This is a genomic window from Sutterella parvirubra YIT 11816, from assembly GCF_000250875.1.
GTDB lineage: Bacteria > Pseudomonadota > Gammaproteobacteria > Burkholderiales > Burkholderiaceae_F > Sutterella > Sutterella parvirubra.
In genome coordinates, this window is the sequence record NZ_JH604964.1 from 15,946 (window position 1) to 36,893 (window position 20,948).

The 20,948-nt window shown below is 65.4% G+C and carries 10 protein-coding genes and 1 pseudogene; 6 read left to right on the forward strand and 5 right to left on the reverse strand.

All coding sequences use genetic code 11. The features are described from left to right. Positions 1–58: 58 nt before the first annotated feature. Positions 59–682 (reverse strand): lyase family protein, encoded by a 624-nt coding sequence (locus tag HMPREF9440_RS12350; protein WP_008542300.1) that lies wholly within the window; start codon positions 680–682, stop codon positions 59–61. Further along, positions 667–1,067: pseudogene (locus HMPREF9440_RS11945) on the reverse strand (lyase family protein); the annotation flags it as partial. The gene HMPREF9440_RS12350 and the pseudogene HMPREF9440_RS11945, both read right to left, overlap by 16 nt. Positions 1,068–1,100: 33 nt before the next feature. Between HMPREF9440_RS11945 and HMPREF9440_RS05575 the strand changes: the two are divergent. After that, on the forward strand, positions 1,101–1,694 hold the full coding sequence (locus HMPREF9440_RS05575) for a substrate-binding domain-containing protein (RefSeq protein ID WP_245523577.1): 594 nt from the start codon (positions 1,101–1,103) through the stop codon (positions 1,692–1,694). 21 nt (positions 1,695–1,715) lie between these two features. Here the strand turns inward: HMPREF9440_RS05575 and HMPREF9440_RS05580 are convergent, their stop codons facing one another. Continuing rightward, the gene (locus HMPREF9440_RS05580; RefSeq protein WP_008542304.1) at positions 1,716–2,414 is read right to left on the reverse strand and encodes a YczE/YyaS/YitT family protein; all 699 of its coding nucleotides are present in this window, start codon (positions 2,412–2,414) and stop codon (positions 1,716–1,718) included. Positions 2,415–2,675: 261 nt separating this feature from the next. Beyond that, a complete protein-coding gene (locus tag HMPREF9440_RS05585; protein ID WP_008542307.1) occupies positions 2,676–4,775 on the reverse strand; it encodes an acetate--CoA ligase family protein in 2,100 nt (699 codons plus the stop codon). Positions 4,776–5,156: 381 nt separating this feature from the next. Between HMPREF9440_RS05585 and pepT the strand changes: the two genes are divergently transcribed. Beyond that, positions 5,157–6,503 carry a peptidase T gene (pepT, locus tag HMPREF9440_RS05590; protein WP_008542312.1) on the forward strand — a complete coding sequence of 449 codons (1,347 nt, stop codon included), beginning with the start codon at positions 5,157–5,159 and terminating at the stop codon, positions 6,501–6,503. A gap of 506 nt (positions 6,504–7,009) precedes the next feature. Here pepT and hydG read toward each other — a convergent pair. After that, positions 7,010–8,431, reverse strand: a complete 1,422-nt coding sequence (gene hydG / locus HMPREF9440_RS05595) for a [FeFe] hydrogenase H-cluster radical SAM maturase HydG (protein ID WP_008542314.1) — start codon at positions 8,429–8,431, stop codon at positions 7,010–7,012. Between the two features lie 595 nt (positions 8,432–9,026). Between hydG and HMPREF9440_RS05600 the strand changes: the two genes are divergently transcribed. The 4 genes from HMPREF9440_RS05600 (at position 9,027) to HMPREF9440_RS10595 (ending at position 20,941) form a co-directional block, all read left to right on the forward strand. Next, complete coding sequence (locus HMPREF9440_RS05600) at positions 9,027–9,602, forward strand: hypothetical protein (protein WP_008542315.1); 576 nt, start codon at positions 9,027–9,029, stop codon at positions 9,600–9,602. Positions 9,603–9,864: 262 nt separating this feature from the next. Then, complete coding sequence (locus HMPREF9440_RS05605; protein ID WP_008542317.1) at positions 9,865–14,025, forward strand: autotransporter outer membrane beta-barrel domain-containing protein; 4,161 nt, start codon at positions 9,865–9,867, stop codon at positions 14,023–14,025. Between the two features lie 275 nt (positions 14,026–14,300). Beyond that, positions 14,301–16,385: an autotransporter assembly complex protein TamA gene (gene tamA / locus HMPREF9440_RS05610; RefSeq protein ID WP_008542318.1), complete on the forward strand. Its 2,085-nt coding sequence runs from the start codon at positions 14,301–14,303 to the stop codon at positions 16,383–16,385. Between the two features lie 17 nt (positions 16,386–16,402). Then, positions 16,403–20,941, forward strand: coding sequence for a translocation/assembly module TamB domain-containing protein (locus HMPREF9440_RS10595; RefSeq protein WP_008542319.1), 4,539 nt, complete (start codon positions 16,403–16,405; stop codon positions 20,939–20,941). Positions 20,942–20,948 lie beyond the last annotated feature (7 nt).

Sequence of the window (20,948 nt, forward strand, 5' to 3'; positions counted from 1 at the left end):
GGTGCGGGCCGCACCTCATTCAACGGTTGAGGCTCTCAGCCTCTTGGGCCGTCACCCCTCACGCATGCTTCTTCCGGAAGTCCGCGATGGCGCGTTCCATCCGTTCGGGTTCGGTCATGACGCGCGGGTCGAGCATGAGTTCGGCGTCTTCCGCGCTCATGAGGCCTTCTTCCAAGACGACTTCCTTCACGGTCTTCCCTTCCGCGGCCGCCTTGTGGGCGATCCTCACGCCTTCGGGGTAGCCCATCGTTGCCGCGATGACGGTCGAGAGCGCGATCGAGCGTTCGGCTTCGCGGCGGCAGTCTTCGCGGCGCGCCGTGATCCCGTCGACGCAGTGCTCGTGAAGGATCGGGATTTCGCGTTCCACCAACTGCATGCTCTCAAACAAGCACTTGTAGAAGGTCGCGTCCCAGACGTTGAGGTCCAATTCCCCTTCGTCGTAGGCCATCGTGACGGCGACGTCGTTCCCGACCACCTGGTGCGCGATCTGAATCACCATCTCGGGAACGGTCGGGTTGATCTTCCCGGGCATGATCGAGCTCCCCGGCGAGAGCGCAGGGAGGCCGAGCTCGCAGAAGCCCGAGCACGGACCGCTCGACATGAGGCGGAGGTCCTTGGAGATCTTCGACAAAGTGGTCGCGACCTCCTTCACGAGCCCCGAGACCGTCACGCAGAAGTCCATGTTCTGGAAGCCGTCGAAGAGGTTCGCCAGGGGCGCACGGGTTCGCCGAGGTCGTCCGAAAGCGCTTCGTAGAAGGCGTCCATGTAGCCCGGGTCGGCTCCGAGCCCCGTCCCGACGGCGCTCCCGCCCATCACGAGCTCGAAGCACCCGGGGCGCGCGGCGCGAAGCTTCGCGGCCATGCGGCGCGTCACCGCGGCGAAGCCCGAGAATTCCTGCCCGAGGGTGAGGGGCAGCGCATCCTGCCAGCAGGTGCGGCCGACCTTCACGACCTCGGCGAACTCCCGGCCTTCTTCTCGAAACTCTCGGCGAGGCGGTCCAAATCCGCCGTGATGCGGTCAAGGCGCGGCGCGATCGCGAGGTGCGTGGCGGACGGGATCGTGTCGTTCGTCGACTGGGCCTTGTTGACGTGGGTGTTGGGGTGAACCTTGTCCTGACTGCGGTGCCCCGTGAGGCCCTCGCCGCGGAGCGCATCGACGTGCTGATTTCCCCCGACGGCCGCTTGGACGACGAGCGCTGGGCGCGGCGCGCGCTCTACCGCGAGCGGTTTTTGCTGGTCGGCCCCAGGGGCCATGCTTTGCCCGAGAGCGTCGCGGACCTGCGGATCTACGGCGCGACGCGGCCCTTCATCGGGAACACGCCGGAGAGCTCCGACCACGACGAGGCCGAGCGCCTCCTGAGAATCCTCGACGTCGCGCCCGAGCGGCGGATCGCGGTGTCGTCGAGCTATGCGCTCGTGGGGCTCGTCGCGGAATTGGGCGGATGGAGCCTGGTGCCGGCCACCAACCTCTGGTGCGGGCAGGCCTTCGCGGCGCGGCTCAAGGTCGCGCGGGTGCCGGGCGACATGCAGGTGACGAGAACGATGTGGGCCGTCGCGGATGCGGGGAGCAGGTTCCCCGAATTGGAACTCACGGCCGCGGCCGCGCAGGCGGTCGTGCGGGAGCACCTCGCGGGGGCGCTGGCCTCCGTGCTTCCCGAATTGGCGGGCGAAATCGAGGTGTTGAGCGGGGCGTGAAGCGCTTCAGTTTCTTCGGCGTCAGGCCTCTTCGGTCTTTCGGGCGTTCCGTGCGTCCAAGCGCTTCTGAATGGCCTTCACCAACATTCCAACCATGACGGCCGAGACGAAGGTCCCTTCGCGCACTTCCGTCACCGTCCCGAAGGCGGCGAGCTCCATCACGACGGCGATCGCGACCAAGGAGAGGTCGTTCGCGACCTTCATCGAGCCGAACGTCTTCTTGAACTTGTAGCAGACCGCGAGAACGATGCCTTCCCCGGCCTGCACGATCGTGTTGGAGCGGATCTGCATGGTGATGCCGGTGGCGAGCAGGACGTTCCCCGCGAGGCTCATCACCCAGGAGGCGGCGTACGGACAGGCCGAGACGCGCATCACGTCGGTGACGGGCGCGAGCGCCGACATCCCGAGGTCGATGAAGAGCCCGAAGAGGAGCACCGCGGGAACCTGCATGAGGATCGCGGCCGAGACGCGCTGCAGAAGCACGATCTGGCCGATGACGAAGCAGCAGTTGATGAGGATCGTGGTCGTCCCGAAGGTGAGTCCCGTCATGTCGGCCAACACCACCGGGACGCTCGAAATCGGCGTGGTGCCCAACGCCGCGCTCGTCACCGCGGCGATCCCGAAGGCGGCGAAGGCCATCCCGACCAGAAGCACCAGGATGCGTTGGGGGAGCGGCGCTTGAGGTCGGTGGAGGTTCTCGGCGGCGGAGGTGCTGGTCATGGGCGTACTGGAATCGGAGTCGGGGAATCGAGGCATCGACGAATCGACGGAAAAACCGATCCATTCTACGCCTCTCCCGGACAGCTGAAAACGCCGGTTCTCCCGGTTCTCCCGGGGTGAAGGGGCGAGTCCGGACGAAACCGGGCGGGTCCCAAGGCCCGGAAGAAAAGAAGGGCCGTCCCGCCCATCGGCGGCACGGCCCTTCCTGAAGATCTCAGGGGCTCTCGGGAGCCAAAGCGGCTCCCGGACCCCGGCGCGTCGTCACGCGATGCGGATGCGCCCGTCGACGGCGATGGGTTCGCCGTTCTTCTCCGAGATCATGAGCGGGTTGATGTCCAATTCCTGCACTTCGGGGAAGTCGGTCACGAGCTGCGAGAGGCGCAGAAGCGTCTCTTCGACGCGGTCGATCTGGGCGGGCGTCGTCCCGCGGGCGCCCTGAAGGAGCTTGAAGGCCTTGACGCTTCGGACCAATTCCTTCGCGTCCTGGTCGTTCAAGGGCGCCAAGCGGAAGGCGACGTCTTCGAGCGCTTCGACGAAGATGCCCCCGAGGCCGAACATCATCATCGGCCCGTACTGCGGGTCGGTGGCGATGCCGCAGACGGTTTCGCGCTTGCCCACGACCATTTCCTGGATGATCACGCCTTCGAAGCCCTCGGCCAAGCCCTTCGCTTCCAACTTCGCCACGAGGTCCCGGAAGTTTTCGAGCACCGCGTCGTGCGAAGCGAGCCCCACGCGCACGCCGCCCACGTCGGTCTTGTGGGAAACGGTGGTCGACGTCATCTTCATGACGACGGGGTAGCCGATGGCGTCGGCCGCCGCGGCCGCTTCCTCGGCCGTCTTCGCGAAGGTCGAGCGGCAGGTGCGCACGCCGTAGGCGTCCAAGACCTCCATCGATTCGCGGGTGGAGAGTTCCGTGCGGCCTTCCGATTTGACGCGATCAAACATCGCGCGCACGGCGTCCTTCTTCACCTCAAACGCAGGGACGACCCCTTCGGGGCGTTCCATCCAGAGGCGCTGACGGTTCAAGCGTTCCATCGCGTCCACGGCTTCTTCCGCGTACATGTAGAAGGGCACCGTGACCTTCATGTCGGAGAGCTCCGTGAAGAAGCGGTTTTCCGTCATGAAGCAGCCGATGATCGGCTTTTCGGGGTGCTTCGCCTTGATGTCCATCAGGGCCTTCGCGACGTCGGTGTCCTTCAACCCCAGGAAGGGCAGATAGATCACCATCACCATGTCGACGCCGGGGTCGGCCAGGACCGTCTCGACCGTGCGCTGGTAGTGCTCCAACGGGGCCGACGCGATCATGTCGACGGGGTTCTTCACCGAGGCGGCCGCGGGGAGGAAGCTCCGGAGTTCGGCCTTCGTCGATTCAGAGATCTCCGCCATGCGCATGCCGTACGCGCTCACGGCGTCGGTCGCCATGATGCCGGGGCCGCCCGAATTCGTGACGATCGCGATGCGGTCGCCCTTGGGGATCGGGCAGTTGGAGAAGGCCTTCGCACTGTTGAAAAGGTCCTTCAAACCGAGTTCACGGATGACGCCCGCCTGCTTCAGGAGCGCGTCCGCGGCGCGGTCGGCACCCGCCAACGAGCCCGTGTGCGACGACGCGGCCGAAGCGCCCGCGGCGCTGCGGCCGGCCTTCAAGGCGAGGACGGGCTTCTTCTTCGTGATGCGGGCGGCGTGCTCGCGGAAGGCCTTCGGGTCGCGGATCGACTCCATGTAGAGGAGGATCTGACGGACGTCCTCTTCGTGCTCCCAGTATTCGAGCGCGGCCTGCGCGTCGATGTCGGCCTGGTTGCCGATCGAGATGAACTGCGCGAAGCCGAGGTTGAGGTCTTTGAGAATGTTGAGGATGCCGCCGCCCAAAGCGCCCGACTGCGAGACGAAGCCGATGTCGCCGCGCTCGGGGAGGCTCTCCGCAAAGCACCCGTCGAGGCGCACCTCGGGGTGCGTGTTGACGACGCCCAAGCAGTTGGGGCCCACCATGCGCATGCCGTACTGACGGACCTTCGCGAGGAGGTCGGCTTCGAAGGCCGCGCCTTCCGGCCCCGTTTCCTTGAAGCCCGCCGAGATGACGACGAGACCCTTGATGCCCTTCGCGTGGCAGGCGTCGACCGTCTCGGGGACGAACTTCGAATTCACCACGATGATGGCGAGGTCGACGCCCTCGGGGAGGTCCGCGACGCTCCTGTACGCCTCAAGGCCTTCAATGACGCCGCCCTTCGGGTTGACGGGATAGACCGGACCCGTGAAGCCGTACTCCAAGAGCCGCTTCATCAGGTCGGAGCCGATCGTATGCGGGCGCGTGGACGCGCCCACGACGGCGACGGCACGGGGCTTCATGATGGCGTTCAAAGACATGTGGGCAATCCTCCGATTTGTCGAAATGGGGTCGGAAATTCCAGTGGGCGTCCGGAAGCGGTCCTGCGGAGGTCCGCAGGGGCTTGGGAGTCCGTGTTGGGCTTTGTCCTGAGGGAGGCGGGCGGGACGGCCGTCCCGAATCCTCCGGTTTCGAAAAGCTAGCACAAAACCGGCGCGGCTTTGGCCCGCAAAGCGTATTCCGAGCCGTCCTGAGGCGGGCTTCGGCTGCCCCGACCGGACCGCTTTCGACCGGGACGAGGGCCGTTGGAAAACGTCCGATACGCTTCCGAGCCCCGAAGTTTCGGGACCGGTCGCGACCTTCGTCCGGCGGCGGTGTAGGATTTCCGCATTCCGCCAACGCTTCCATAGATTCTGCTCATCATGTCCGAATCCACCGCCCAAACCACTGCAACCACCGTCTTCCCGCCCGTTCCCGTCCCGACCGGATACCTGGGCGGCCTCACGCCCGAGGCCTTTGAGGCGCTGCCCGCCGTGCTGCGGCGCTTCCTCGCCTACACACAGTTCGAGACCGCCTCCGACATGCACGCGGCGCCGGGCGTGCGGCCCTCGACCGCCGCGCAGACCGTGCTCGCGCGCCGGATCGCGGGGGAGCTCGCGGAGATGGGCCTCTCGCCCGTGCTCGACGCTTCGGGGCTTCGGGTTGTCGTTGACGCAACGCCGGGCTTTGAAGACCGCCCGACGGCGGGCTTCATCGCGCACCTCGACACGAGCCCGGAAGCCTCGGGCGGTCCGGTGAAATGGAAGATCGTCGACTATGAGGGCGGTCCGCTCACGTTGAATGCGGAGTCGGGCGTGGTGCTCGATCCCACGCGCTTCCCCGAGGTCGCGGCCGCCGCGGGCGGCCCGCTCGTCGTCACCGACGGGACGACCCTTCTGGGGGCGGACGACAAGGCCGGTGCGGCGATCCTGACCGAGCTCGCGCGCGTGCTCGTCGACAGCGCGATCCCGCACGCCCGCATCGCGCTCGCCTGGACCTACGACGAGGAGATCGGGCGCGGGACCGAAGGGTTCGACTTGAAGGCTTTCGGCGCCGACTACGCCTACACGATCGACGGCGGGGCCTTGGGCGGCTTTGAGACGGAAACCTTCAACGCCTCGCAGGCGCGGGTGGTGTTCCGGGGCTTGAGCGTGCACCCGGGGTCGGCGAAGAACCGGATGGTGAACGCCTTGCGCATGGCGGCCGACTTCATGAACCGTCTGCCTCCCGGCGAAGTCCCCGAGAAGACCGAGGGCCGCGAAGGGTTCTTCCACCCGGTCGAGATGAAGGGATCCGTGACCGAGGCCGAAGTCACCCTCATCATCCGGGATCACGACGAGGCGCTCTTCCGGGCGCGCGAAGCGAAGGTCCGGGAGATCGTCGAGGCGATGTGCGGCGTCTGGGGCGACCGGATCGAGGTCGAGATCGACTTCCAGTACCACAACATGGGGCACTACATGGCGAAGGCCGGGGGCGTCGCCGAGATGGCGAGAAGCGCCTACCGTGAGTGCGGCGTCGAGCCCGTCGAGGAGCCGATCCGCGGCGGCACCGACGGGAGCCGCCTGTCGGAGATGGGTTTGCCGACCCCCAACATCTTCACGGGCGGCCTCAATTTCCACGGCGTGCACGAGTGCCTTCCCGTGCGCCACTTCCTGAAGGCCTTCGAGATCGTCTGCGCGATCGCGGGGAAGACGACGAAGCTCCGGACGCTCGAAACCTTCGAAGGGTGACGGGCGCGGCGGCGGGCTTCCCGCCACCCGCCGTACCCGGCGGTACCGTCTCTTTCCCGACGCGCCCGCCCGAGCGCATCGGTCCAGTCGGCTTCAGCCGGATAAAAAAGAGCCGGAACTTTTGCAAGATCCGGCTCAAACGACTCTCTTTCAACCTTTTCAGGAGACCCTCGGAAAATTCCTTCGCGGTGTGGACCGCAACGAATTCATTCGTCCTTGGATGAGTTCATGGTATCAACGGAAGGGGTTCACGTCTGAAAGGAAATTGAGGGGAAGACCGCGCCAAACGTATCGGATGTTGCGGGAGGTTTCAGGGACTTAGCACTCGGGCCGACGTCTCCTTCCAAGGGCGTAGAGGACCCCGCCGAGGGTCGTAGGGGATAACCATCCAGTCGCCGCGCGGAGCGCGCCCGGAAATGGCGAAGCCCCCGCGGGGCGGACCCGGCGGGGACTTCCAAGGCGTTCCGACGGCTCTCCCTTCGAGGAAACCGCCGGGTGTTGAACGGTCAGAAGCGGAAGTCGCGCTCGCCCGCCTCGATGCGCTCCAAGCGCTTGACGCTCGCGGTGCGGAACTTCTCGATCTTGATCTTCGGGAGTTCGCGCTCGATCACCTTCTCGCCCGCTTCGCGGGTCTTCGGAGTCGCGTAGTCGCAGAGGTACTCCTTGATCGTGAGGACCGCGTTCGCCTGGCAGTAGTCGGCGATGGCGCCGTTCTTCGCGAACTCCATGAAGCGGTCGCCCGTGCGGCCGGCGCGGTAGCAGGCCGTGCAGAAGCTGGGCAGGTAGTTGTTCTCAAGGAGCCAGCGGAGCACTTCGTCCAACGTGCGGCGGTCGCTCGTCTCGAACTGCGCGGTGTTCTCGACCTCGCGGATGTCCTTGATGGTGTAGCCGCCGACGGTGGTTTTGGACCCCCCGGAGATCTGCGAGATGCCGAGTTTGAGCGCTTCCGTGCGGATGCGCTCGGATTCGCGGGTCGACATGATCATCCCGGTGTAGGGGACGGCGAGGCGGATCAACGCCACGACCTTGAGGAAGATGTCGTCCGGCACGGCGTTCGAGAAGGTCGTCGGATCGATGTCGTCCGCCGGGCAGATGCGGGGAACGGAAATCGTGTGGGGGCCGCAGCCGAAGACCGCTTCCAAGTGTTCGGCGTGCATGAGAAGGCCCACGAAGTCGTAGCGGTAGAGGTTGAGCCCGAAAAGGACCCCCAGACCCACGTCGTCGATTCCGGCTTCCATCGCGCGGTCGTGCGCTTCGGTGTGGTAGGCGTAGTCCGCCTTCGGGCCCTTCGGGTGGAGTTCCGTGTACGCGGCCTTGTTGTAGGTCTCCTGGAAGAGCTGGTACGTGCCGATCTTCGCGTCGTGGAGCTTCTTGTAGTTTTCGACCGTCGTCGCCGCGATGTTGACGTTGACGCGGCGGATCTCCCCGTTCTTGTGCTTGATCGAGTAGATGGTTTTGATCGATTCGAGGATGTACTCGATGGGGTTCAACTTCGGGTGTTCGCCCGCTTCGAGAAGCAGGCGCTTGTGGCCCATGTCCTGGAGCGCGATCACCTCGCGGCGGATTTCGTCCTGGGTCAGCTTCTTGCGGACGATCGACTTGTTCTTCGCGTGGTAGGGGCAGTACGTGCAGGTGTTGATGCAGTGGTTCGACAAGTAAAGCGGCGCGAAGAGCACGACGCGCGAGCCGTAGATGTGCTCCTTCACCTTCTTGGCGACCTCGAAGATTCTCTCGTTGCAGTCCGGAAGGTCGCACGCCAGAAGGACGGCCGCTTCGCGGTGGGTGAGGCCCTTCGACTGCGCGGCCTTCTCCAGAAGACTTTCGATCAGGGGGCGGTCCGACTTGTGTTCCTCGGCCCATTCGAGGGTGGCCCTGATCTCGTCGTCGTTGATGAAGTCCTCAGCCTTGCGGGACTTGGGATCGTACATGGATGTCCTCCGTACGGGGGAAAGGGTTGGATGGCGGGCCAGGCGCGTACGGAAGGCGAGTGATCGGCAGCTCGGGTCGGGCCGATCCGTCCGATGTGGAGGGTCTCCGGAAGGGTGGGTTCCGGGACCGGGACGCGCCGGGCGTTCGACAATCCTACCGACTGTCGCTCTCCTCCGAAAGGCTTCCGTCGAGGTACTACTTAAGGAGGATGCCGTGTCTTTCGGGTGACGTTTTCACCCGACCGCGGCCACCATCCGGGCGTTTTCGGCGTCTGAACGCCTGTGCGGGGAATCTTAACTGTGGGGTGTGGAGACTCGGATTTTTAGGGTTTGTACGGATAAACCGGGTGGCCGTTTCGGGACGGGGCGTCGGGCGGAGGGGATCGACGGGGCGGAGGATGACCGCTCTGCGCAGGAAACCGCAGGATTCGGAAGGTGCGGGCTTTTTCGAGGCTGTTTCGAGGCGTCGCTCAGCTGATTTCGGGGTTCTTCGGCCCTACAATGGAAGAAGGAGGTGCGCACACGACCGACGGCTCCGCCAGGCGGAGCCGACCGCGCCCCGAAGTACTCACGCCGTCCGGACGAAGGAGGTCTCATGGCACGCGTCAAGCTCAAATTCAAACTGGCGGGGAAGACCGCGCTCGAACTTCAGCACCTCCTTGAGGCCGGAGCGGACGAGCTGGCGCCGGCGCTGACCGAGGCGATCCTGGACGCGCTCGAAAAGGGCGAGCTCGACATCAGCATCAAGGCGAAGGCGCCGAAGAAGGCTGAGAAGGACGAGAAGGCCGGGAAGGCTGAAAAGCCGGCGAAGGCCGAAGCGTCTGAGAAGGCTCCGGCGCCCGAGAAGATGCCGGCGAAGAAGCCTGCGGCCCCGAAGGCGGCCGAACCGGCTGCTCAGGCCGAGCCCGCCGAAGCGCCCAAGGCACCGAAAGCGCCGAAAGCAGTGAAGGCTCCCAAAGCCGAGAAGGTCGAAAAGGCCGAAAAGCCCGTGAAGGCGAAGGCGCCTGCGAAGGCTCCGGCCGAGGCCGCCGCGGTGCCCAAGGCTCCCGCAGCGAAGCCGACGCCGAAGGCTGCCGCGAAGCCTGCGGCGAAGGTCGCCGCCGAAGCCAAGCCCAAGGCCGCCAAGGCGGTCGGTACCGCCAAGCGCGCGAAGCCCGTACCCAAGTCTTGAGAGACGTCTGAGGGGCGGCCGTAGACCGCCCGGCGCAGGCGTCGGAAACCATCCGGGGCGTCCGTCGAAAAGTGCCGACGGACGCCCCGTTTTTACGGGGATCTCCAATTGCAAAGAGCGTTGAAAACGCGTGAAATATCGGGCTCTCTGTGTTAAAGTTTCGCGGATTATGACGGCGCTTTTGGCGCCGTTTTCTGGACCACTTCGTGAGTGCGGCGTCCGCCAAACTGACCCGTGCTCAGAACCCCAACGAAACTAAGTGATGACGAACGACATTTTCACGAAGAAGACGCCGCTGGTTCTCGCGGTCGGCGCTGCGCTCAGCCTGGGCGTGCAGACGGCTTGGGCCGAGGATGGCGAAGACACGCCGAAGGACCCGTACGAATTGACGATCGGCTCCGGCGAAGGCCAGCTCAAGTCTGAAATTTCGGAAGGCACCGTCACCATTCCTGGGGACTTCACGGGGAAATGGACTGCCGACGAAGAGCCCGGGGCCGTGGCTTGGGAAGACGGCGACGACATCAACATCAAGGCCGGTTCTGATGAAACCGATCCGAAGACGATCAAGATTTCGGGCGGCACGCTCAGCATCACCAACGCCGCGGGCTCCGTTCAGTTCAATGAGGGCATCACCTCGATCGACATCACGTCCGGGGAATTCTCGAACGCTTCGGATCTCTATCTCGTCAGCGCCAACCTGAACGTTTCTGGCGGCTCGTTCTCCAACGCGCGCGGTGCGACCATCACCATCGGCCAAGACCGAGACGGCAAGGCTCCTCCCTCGATGGTGGATGATCATGCGGTCACGGTCAGCGGCACCGCAGGTTTCGTGAACAACGGCAAGATCGTTCTCGCTGACGGCGTGGCCTTCAACGTTGAGTTCAAGAGCCCCACCTCGTCCCAAGTGGGTGACGGGGAGGATGTTGAGGCCTACACTCCGGGGTCCTTTAACAACAGCGGCGACTATGCGTCGATCACCGTCGGCACGGGTACGTTCAAGATCGCGTCGAGCGCGGTGATGGAAGGGGAGAAAGGCTCCCAGACGGAAGTCGTCTACGACGAGGCTCCGGATGACCTCCCTGTTTTGAAGATGGGCGACATCATCGTCAACGGAGGTACGATCAAGAATGAAAACACCGGCTACCTCGTCAAGGGTGAGTCGGAGGATTCTGAAAGCGACTCTGAAACAGGCGATGGTGACGGCGATGGGGACTCGGGAGCGACTCAGGAACCGGAACCCGTCCGCCACACGCTCGTCGATTTCGATGACGTCACGCTCAACAACGGTACGTTCACCAGCGCTACGGGTGCCCGCGAAACCGGCGACAAGCTGACGCTTAACGGAACGGAAGCCTCCGCTTCCTTCGCGGGATACTCCGAGTGGGATTCGATCGTTCTCAATCTGGCGGCGCTCGAAGACGAAGAGACTGGTCAGGCGGAACCGTCTGAGGAGCAGGCGAAGAGCATTACCGTCGAAGCTGATGGGGTACTCAAGATCGGCACGATCTCGCTCAATAATCTTTCGAGCGGTTCCGACCTCCTCAGCCTTTCCAACTACGTTGAGGCGAAGTCTACCGGGAGTGATCCGGACATTAAGACGGGTTCGGTTACTGTGACCGACAAGATCGCGGTTTCGGAACTTCGCGGCGACTCTGCCGGTACGTTCGAGGTCGACGCCGGTGCTCTGAAGACCGCCAACATCGACGTCTCCGGTGCGGCGCTCTCGATCTCCAATTCGATCAACTACGCCACGGACAAACGTCAGCACTTTACTTGGGAAGAGCTCCAAAAGAACGAGACGGAAGATAGTGGCAATGAAGGTGCAGCGGAAATGTCCGAAGCTCCTTCTGACACCAATCTCTTTGAAGCGGTCGAGGCTGGTGACGTCGCGACTCTCAAGGTGACTGGCTACAAGGCCACGTGGAAAGAGCCGGAGTCCAGTGAGTCGGATGGCGACTCTGGCGACGGCGATTCCGGCGACAGCAGCACGGCTACCGGGGCGTGGGAGACCGCGTCGATCGGTTCGATTTCCGTTGGCGGTACCTCTCAGTTGGAGATTACGGGACTTCGAACGGGGACGGACGCTGTGGATAGCAACGCTACCGTCAAGCCGAAGGAAGACGCCGTCTACACGGCTTCCGTGAGCTCGATCAGTCTCTCTGAAAACTGGTACACGGCGACGGCCGAGGTGGACACCGACTCGTTGAAGCCCGATGACGAGGACGACGAGGACGTGACCGACGACGGTTGGAAGACTTCTAAGTATGAAAGTGTCGTCAATGAGCTCAAGGGCTTCATCGCTGCGAACGGGAAGGGTGAAAACAAGCTCACCAAGCTCGACAGCAAGATCACGGGTTCCGACCTCGATATCGACTCGCTCTCCATCGCCAAGACGGTGACGGACATCGACCTCGACGACTACGAAGTTGTGGTTGAGGAGGGTGACAAGGAGAATGGCGATAAGTGGGAGATCAAGGACGGCGCGACCAAGACCTCGATCACGACCGACGCCGTTCAGCACACGGCCGTGACGCTCGAGATCACGGACAGCCGTCTGCGCATCGGCAAGTTCACCCAGGAAACCGGTACGCTCACCATCGGCGGTGAAACGACCTCGGGCCAAGTCAACGAAGTCGTCATCGACTCCGTGTCGAAGATGGACGGGGAGTTCACGTTCAACGGTGGCCTCCTTGCTCTCAACGCGAACTCGATCGACCGTGACGAACTGCTCGGCTTCTTCGGCAAGGAAGACGGCGGCGAAGGCGTTGCGGCCCTGACGAAGGACGACAAGCTCCTCTACATCGGCAGCACGGTCACCTTCGGCGAGAACGCGCGTGTTGGCTTCGGGACCTCGGCCCCGACCGGCGAAACCTTGGCGGATGACGACGAGGCGGATGATGCGGCGCAGACCGGTTCGAAGGTCGTCATCGACGCCGGCACGACGATCGCCTTCAACGCCCGCGTCTTCAATTCGAACGGTCTCCTTGCGGGTACCGGCGATGGTGCCACGTTGGTCTTCAATGTGGATCCGAATGCGGTCGACGGCAAGAAGATCAAGTTGGTCAGCGAAAACACCAGCGTGGGCGCCTTCAACCTCACGCAGGGCTTCACGATTGTGGACAAGAACGGCAACGTCCTCGACGGCGATGAAGCCACGGGCGAAATCTTCGACGCGTCCGGCGTCTCGATCGATGCTGCCTGGGGGCTCACCGGTGACAACTTGGTCTACGTCAACGACAAGGGCCAGATCATCATCGGCGACACGAACGAGGACGGCAAGGTCACGACGGCCGACTTCTCGCTTCTCTCCGACGTCGCCGCGAAGGGCCTCGTCGACGACGTGCTCGCCGGCAACCGCACGAACGAGACCGCGGACCGCTACCTCATCAACCGTCTCCTGATGAACGTTCACCAGAAGAAGGACGACAGCGACACCATCGCCGACTACTCCGTTTCCGAGGCCGTCCGCGAAATCAACTCGATGACGCAGTTCGCCGCCGTCTCGGCCTTGAAGGCGATGACGGTCGACTTCTCGGGCTACGTCCAGGACCAGATCGAGCACCACGCCTACACCATCCCGCACGAAATGCGCGGCTGGTGGGTGCAGCCGATCGGCGCGCGCTTGAAGACCGACGATCTCCGCGCGGGCAACCTCACCACGGGCTACTCGCTCGACACGTACGGCATCATGGGCGGCTACGACTGGACGGTCCCGAACGGCGACATCTGGGGTATCGCGGCCTCGTACCAGTCGGGCGACGCCGACGGCGAAGGGAACGCCCTTGCGATGACGAGCGACGTCTCCGCGACGAGCTTCCACATCTGGGCGGCCCGCCACATCGGCGATCTGCGCGTGATGGGTGCGTTCACGTACATGAAGTCGGACGCCGACGCCACGATGTCGACGTCGCTGGGTTCGCTCTCTTCGGATGAGCTCGCCGCGACGGCCGTCTCCTTCGGCATGCGCGCCGATCTCACGAAGACCTACGGGAACTTCAAGCTCGTGCCGCACGCCGGCGCCCGCGTCTCGATGGTCGACATGGACGACTTCACGGTCACGTACCAGAACACCTACGAAGCCTTCAAGTACAGCGAAGACAAGGCCTGGATCTTTGAAGTGCCCGTGGGCGTCACCGCGGCGACGTCGTTCGAGTACCAGCGCTGGAACGTCCAGCCCTACGTCGACCTCACGGTGCGCGGCCGCTTCGGCGACACCGACGCCACCACGACGGTGACGGGCGTGGGTTCGGGCGTCTCCGACAAGGTGAAGTACGACGTCTCGGGCGACGTGATCGGCGATCTGCGGGTCGGCTACATGTCCACATTCCAGAACCTCAACCTCGGCATGAGCTACGGGTTCTCGGCGGGCGACGCCGGCCGCCAGAACCACACGTTCGAGGCGACGCTGCGAATCGACCTCTGATGGGGTCTGAGGGCGGCGCTCTGAAAAGAAGCGCCGCAGCGTGAAAAGCCGAAGGCTCTCCCGGCAGCGGGCGGGCCTTCGGCGCGTTTGGGGGAGGACGTTTTGACTCTCCCGCCGGGTCAGCCCGGGGCCGCCGGAGATCCTTCAGCTCCGGTCACAAGTTCTTGACGCGGGCAACCTCCCGAAGCAGTCCGGAAACCGGCGTTTTCTGTGCTTCTCACGGTACTCCTCTACAATGCAGGGGATTTCACAGATCCACCGTCCAACCGCCCGCCATGACATCTCCCCGCCTTCGACAACTCCTCTTCGCCGTGAGCCTGGCGGCTCTCGCGGCCGGCACGGCCCCCGCGGTCAGCCTCGCGGCCGATGCCGACCCGCAGCCCTCAGTCGACGCGGCTGATCCGGCTGATGCGGCTGAAGGCGGAGCCGACGCCCCGGTCGACCCGATCGAGGCCGACCACCTGGCGGGCGAGGAAGCGCTCCGCAGGGGCGAAGCCGAAGCGATGACGGTGGGCGAACAGAAGGCCGATCAGGCGGATCAGGCCGATCACGCCGACGACGGCGCGGACGAGGAAGGCGCCGAGAAAACCGACAAGACCGCTCAACCCGACAAGGCCGCCCGACCTGAAACCTCCTCCGTCACCGCAGCCCCCGCTGCCGCCAACCTGAGCCCCTTCAGCGTTCAGGTGAAGGGCCTTCAGGGCGCGGTGTTGGAGAACGTCAACGCGCACCTCATGTCGGTTCCGAAGGACATCACGGTGCGCGGCCGCTACCGCACGCGCGTGCGCCAGGCGATCCGCGAGGGCCTGCGGGCGCTCGGGTACTACCACGCGACGATCAAGCTCACGTGGGAGCAGGGCGAGAACGGCAAAAAACGCGGGAACGTGCTTTTGGCGGAAGTGACGCCGGGCGAACCCATGCGCCTCCAGGAGGTGAACGTCAACGTGACGGGGGAAGGCGGCGAGGACCGCACCTTCCAGAGGCTTCTGCGCCGTGCCGCGAAGCCGGGCGCGCGCGTCGACCACGGTCAGTACGACACCTTCAAGCAGCAGCTCCAGGCGGTGGCGCTGCAGCGCGGCTACTTCGACGCCGAATTCAAGAAGAGCCAGTTGGCGGTCGCCCCCGACCTCAACGTGGGCTTTTGGAACATCGACTACGACACGGGGATCCGCTACCGCTACGGCGAAGTGCAGTTCCAGGGGTCGCAGATCGAAGAGGCGTACCTCCGGAACCTTCTTCCCTTCCAGACGGGCGAACACTACGACGCGGAGAGCGTCGCGGAGATGAACCGGCGTCTCGCTGAAACCGGCTGGTTCTCGTCCGTCATGGTGGCGCCCGACTGGGAGGCGGCGCAGAAGCTTCGCGAATCGGGTGAGGAAAACGTCCTCCCGATGACGGGCGTCGTCTCGCTCGCCACGAAGAACAGCGTCGAAGTCGGCGTGGGCTTCGCGACGGACGTGGGGCCGAGGCTCCAGACCACGTGGACGCGCCCCTGGGTGAACGAAAAGGGCCACAGCTTGAAGGGCACCCTCAACCTCTCCGCCTACGAGCAGATTCTGGACGGGGTCTACAAGATCCCGAAGGTCGAGAACCCCTTGACGGAATACTGGCAGATCCAGTCCGGCCTCAAGGCGACGAACCTGAACGACACGGACTCGAAGTCGGTGACGTTCATGGGCGCGCGCTACTGGGAGCTCGAATCCGGTTGGCAGCGCTCGATCGGCTTGAAGTGGTCGTACGACGACTTCAAGCAGGGCGAAGAGATGCACAAGACGATGCTCCTCTACCCGGGCATCACGCTCTCGCGCTCGCGCACGAAGGGCGGGCTCATGCCCCGTTGGGGCGACAGCCAGCGCTACACCTTGGACGTCTCCAACACCGCCTGGGGGTCGGACGTCGATTTCGTCGCCTTCAACGCGTCGGGGGCTTTGATCCGCACGTACGGACGGAAGAACAGGTTCGTCCTTCGCGGAAGCTTCGGCTGGATCGAAACGAACGACTTCGACCGCGTGCCGCCGGATCTGCGCTTCTTCGCCGGGGGCGACCGAAGCGTGCGCGGCTACGACTACAAGTCGATTTCGCCCGAAGACGAGAACGGTGACCTCACCGGTGCGGCGCGTCTGCTCACCGGTTCGATCGAGTACCAATACAACGTCACCGGGAAGTGGTGGGGAGCCGTTTTCTTCGATGCGGGCGAAGCCGTGAACGACTTCAAGGATCAGGAACTCAAGAAGGGCGCGGGCGTCGGCATCCGTTGGGAGTCGCCGGTCGGTCCCGTCAAGCTCGACCTCGCGATGCCCGTCGGCGACCCCGATCACAAGGGCGTGGCGTTCTACATCGGCCTCGGGCCTGAATTCTGATCAAGGAGCGAAGAACCATGCTGCGTGTCATCCGCTGGATCGTCCTGACGCTCCTTCTTCTGACGGTCCTCCTGATCGCCTTCGTCGCCTGGGGCTTGGGCACGAGCTCCGGCCTCACGACGCTCGCGCGCTTCGGCGTGGGCTACGTCCCGGGCGCGGCGTTGGAGCGCGTCGAAGGGAACCTCGGGGACTTCACCCTCATCGACGCCGCCTACGAGATGGAGGGCGTCACGGTGAAGGTGGGCCGCGCGAGGCTCGCCGTCGACCTCGGGGCCCTCTGGAACAACCGACTCATCATCGAGGCCGTGGAGGTTGCCGACGCGGACGTCGCGGTGGACACCGCCAAGCTCCCCGCCTCGGAACCCGCGGCGGACGATGCCTCCGCCACCGCCGTCGCGATGCCCGAAGGCTGGGCGGCGACCCTGAACGCGCTCACGCTCACCAACATCCGCGCGTCGGTCGACGGGACCGACGTGCGGTTGGGGAGTTTCACGACGGGTGCGGACTTCCGCGGGAACGACCTCACGGTGCTGCCGACCACCCTGGCCGAGCTCGCCTTGCTGCTGCCGCCCGCTGCCCCGGTCGAGGCGGCCCCGGTTCCGGAGGCCCCCAAGACCCTCAAGTGGCGCCGTCCCGGCGAAGACGAGGCGGGCGCGCGGGTGGACCCCGCGACGCTCCCGCCCTTGGTCGACATGCCCGCGCTCCGCGCGGTCTTCGAGAAGCCCCTTTTGGCGAGCCTCCCTGAGGTGACGATTCCGCTCGGCGTGAAGGCGGAGAGCATCGACGTCGCCCAAGTCGTCGTCCGCCAGCGGGTGGAAGGTGCATCGGGTGATTCGGCTGAAGCCGAACCCGCGACCTTGGTGAACCTCCAGGCCGCCGCGATCGAAGACCTCCGCGTCACGACCGATCCGGAAGTCTCGATCGGAAGCCTCAAGCTTGAAACCCCCGAGGGCGCCGTGACGCTCTCGGGCGGCTGGACCCTTCACGACGACTGGAAGGGGAAGGTCGACTTCAAGGCCGACCTCCGCGAAGCGGCCTTTGCGCGCGTGGGCGTGCGGATGGAAGACCTGTCGCTGCGCGCCATGACCCGCGAAGAGCAGACGGCGCTCGCCCTGGGCGACGCCTCGAAGCTCTCGGGCGGCGTCGGCACCGAGCCCGTGGGGCTCGAAGCGACCTTGGAAGGGAGCCTCGCCGGGCGCTTGGCATTGAACCTCGCCATGACGGGCGGGGCGGACGCGCACGTGCTTCTCGAAGCCGTGCCGGGCGAGCCGGGGCTCCCCTTCCTCATCGACGCGGAACTCCCGCGCGCGGCGCTCCGGATCCCTGCCCAGACGGCGCCGACCGCCCAGTCTGATCAGACCGCTCAGGCGGAGTCCAAGGCCGCCGCCGCGGCGGAAGCCTCCGAATCCGCCGAATCCACTGAGCCCGCTGAACCCGCTCAGGCCGCCCTGTCCACCCCCACGGAAAACACGCCCACGGAAAAGTCTTCCGAATCTTCGGATGCCCCGCAGACCTCCGCCCAGGAGGACGGCGGCGCGGCGTTGGAGAACCTCCGCATCCGCTTCGAAGGCCGCGCCGACGACTGGAAGGGAGCGCTCACCGCGTCCGTGCGCGCGTCGCTCCCCGGCACGCTTGCGACCCCCGTCGCGGCCGGGATCGAAGGCGCCTTCTCCGGGTCGCTCGCGGGCGCGAAGATCGAACGCTTCGACGCCGTGCTCCCTGAAGGCCGCATCAAGCTCAACTTGGACGCCGCCTGGGGTCAGCAGCTGGACGCCACGGGGCGCTTTGAGACGGACAAGATCGACCTCAAGCCCTACGTCCCGCAGGTGCCCTCGGCCTTTGCGGCCGGGTTCGACTTCAAGGTGCGCCTGCGTTCGAACGGGCACTGGCGCGTGGGCGTCGAGGGGCTCAACGTCGAGAGCGAACTCCAGGGCGCGCCCGTCAAGGTGGCGGGCGACGTCGCGATGTCGAGCCGCGGCTGGGCCGCGCTCTCGGGCGTGGAGCTCCGTCTCGGGCGCAACGTCGTCTCCGTGAACGGGGTGCTCCGCGGCCTTCAGGCGGTCGACCTCGAGGCGAAGCTGAACGTCCCGGGTCTGGAGAACACGCTCCCCGGCCTGGCCGGGAAGGCCTCCGGCCATCTCGCGCTCCGCGGGCCGACGCTCCGCCCCGAAGTCGACGCGGACATCCGCGCCGAAGGCATCCGCTACGGGAACGTCTCGATCGGGAACATTCAGGTGAAGGGCGACGTGCATCCGCGCACGAAGGCCTCGATCAACCTGAAGGACCAGGAGGCCCTGCGCCGCGCAGTGGAAGCCTTCGAAAAGCTCGACGCCGTGACCCAGTTCGAGCGCGCGTTCTCCGCCGCCGAAATGGAGGGGACGATCCGCATCGCGCTCTCTAACCTTCAGGTCGAGTCGGAAGCGGCGGCCGCCCCTGCGGCCGACGCTGCTGCGGACACGAACGCCAACACCGACGCCGCCAAGGTCGGCGAAGCCGACGCAGCGCTCCGGAAGGCCGAGGCCGACGCCGAGAAGCTGCGTGCCGAGGCGGATGCGGCGGAGGACGGTGCCGACGCCGCGGACGACGAGACGGCACCCTTGGTCGCGTACGACTCGATCGTGCTCGCGACCTCCGGGCGCGAATCCGCCCACACGATCACCCTCACGGTGAAGGGGCGCCCGGTCTCGCTCGACATGGCCTGGTCGGGGGCGTTGGACCGCAACACCTTCGCGTGGAAGGGGATGTTCGAGAAGGGCGTCATCACGACCCCCGCGGGCGACTGGACGCTGCGCGAACCCTCCGCCATGCGCTTTGATCCCGCGAAGACCGAACTCGCCTGGGATCCCTCCGCCTGGACGCACGCGCACGCGTTGGTGACGTTCCCCGAGACCGTGCGGTTGGGGACGAAGGGCGTCCTCAAAGTCCGCCTGGAGGAACTGAACCTCGAGGTCCTGCAGCCCTACTTGAAGCGCCGCGAGCGCCTCTCTGGGCACGTCAAGGGCGAATTCAAGGCGGATTGGGACATCGACAAGAACGTCATTCCGAACGCCGACTGGGCGTTCGACGCGGACGGGCTCGCGTACTCGACCCGCGTCGACGGCGTGCGCCTCCCGGTGACGCTGGAAGCGCTTCGACTCACCGGCACCGTGCGCCCCGAGCACGCGGTGCTTGGCTGGACCGTGAAGCCCGAAGGGACGGGCGGCGTCGAGGGGAACCTCACGATCGAAGACCCCGCGGGCGAGCGCCGCATGAAGGGCCGGGTGGTCGTCTCCGACATGACCCCGGTGCTCCTGAAGCCGCTTCTCTCGAAGGGCGAGCGCGCCGAAGGCGTTTTCGCGGCGGACCTCACCGCGGGCGGGACGTTGGAAGCCCCGCGCATCTGGGGCGACCTCACCCTGAAGGGCGTCGAACTCGACGCCGGGTTCGTGCCCTTTGAAATGAATCCGAGCGAAATCGCGCTCCGCTTCGAAGGGGACCGCTCGACGCTCACGGGCCGCATCAGTACGGCCGAAGGCGACCTCATCCTCGACGGCCGGGCCTCGTGGCCGACGGCCGAAGACTGGACCGCGTCGGTGCACGCCGCGATGGCGGAGGACGCGAAGGACGGTAAAGGCGGGAAGGGGAAGCTCCGCATCACGCTCCCGCCCATGATCGACCTCGATCTTCTCCCCGACGTGCGCGCGAGCGCCGACAAGAACGCCGTGATCCTCTTGGGCCGCGTCGACGTGCCGCGTGCGCGCGTCACGGTCGAAGAGCTTCCCGCCTCCACGGTCGACGTCTCGAAGGACGAGGTGGTGCTGGACGAAAACCTCAAGCCCGTCAAGGAAGCCTCGGCGCCGTTCCCCCTGAAGAGCCGCATCGCGGTCGGGATCGGCGACGACGTCCGCATGGACGCCTTCGGGCTTCAGGCGCGCCTCACCGGCGAACTCTTCGTCCTTCAGGACGAGCGCGGCCTGGGGTTGAACGGCCAGATCAAGGTCCCGGGCGGGCGCTTCCACGCCTACGGTCAGGACCTGATCGTGCGCGACGGCTCGATCGTCTTCGGGGGCGATCCGACGAACCCGAACTTCCGCATCGAAGCCATCCGCAACCCGGACGTGACCGAGGACGGCGTGACGGTCGGCGTGCGCGTGACCGGCACGGCGGCGTCCCCGAAGGTCGAGCTCTTCTCCGACCCGACGAAGCCCCAGCAGGAGATGCTCTCGTATCTCTTGCGCGGTCAGGGCCTGGAAGGGGGTTCCGGCGAAGACAACTCCGCCATGACGAGCATGTTGGTGGGCTTGGGCGCCGCCACGGGTGGGCAGGTCCTCGGCAAGATCGGCGACGTCGTCGGGATCGAGGACCTGGGCGTCGACACGACGGGCGTGGGCGACAGCGCGCAGGTCGTCGTGAGCGGCTACATCCTCCCGGGGCTGCAGTTGAAGTACGGGATCGGGATCTTCGATTCGTTGGCGACGCTGACGCTTCGCTACCGCTTGATGCCGAGGCTCTACCTCGAAGCGGTCTCGGGCGTGAGTCAGGCCTTGGACCTCCTCTACAGGTTCGAGTTCGATTGATCGGAAA

Coding starts and splice junctions, on each gene's coding strand:
- HMPREF9440_RS12350 (WP_008542300.1), bottom strand. CDS start 682: ATGGACTTCTGCGTGACGGTCTCGGGGCTCGTGAAGGAGGTCGCGACC.
- HMPREF9440_RS05580 (WP_008542304.1), bottom strand. CDS start 2,414: ATGACCAGCACCTCCGCCGCCGAGAACCTCCACCGACCTCAAGCGCCG.
- HMPREF9440_RS05585 (WP_008542307.1), bottom strand. CDS start 4,775: ATGTCTTTGAACGCCATCATGAAGCCCCGTGCCGTCGCCGTCGTGGGC.
- pepT (WP_008542312.1), top strand. CDS start 5,157: ATGTCCGAATCCACCGCCCAAACCACTGCAACCACCGTCTTCCCGCCC.
- hydG (WP_008542314.1), bottom strand. CDS start 8,431: ATGTACGATCCCAAGTCCCGCAAGGCTGAGGACTTCATCAACGACGAC.
- HMPREF9440_RS05600 (WP_008542315.1), top strand. CDS start 9,027: ATGGCACGCGTCAAGCTCAAATTCAAACTGGCGGGGAAGACCGCGCTC.
- HMPREF9440_RS05605 (WP_008542317.1), top strand. CDS start 9,865: ATGACGAACGACATTTTCACGAAGAAGACGCCGCTGGTTCTCGCGGTC.
- tamA (WP_008542318.1), top strand. CDS start 14,301: ATGACATCTCCCCGCCTTCGACAACTCCTCTTCGCCGTGAGCCTGGCG.
- HMPREF9440_RS10595 (WP_008542319.1), top strand. CDS start 16,403: ATGCTGCGTGTCATCCGCTGGATCGTCCTGACGCTCCTTCTTCTGACG.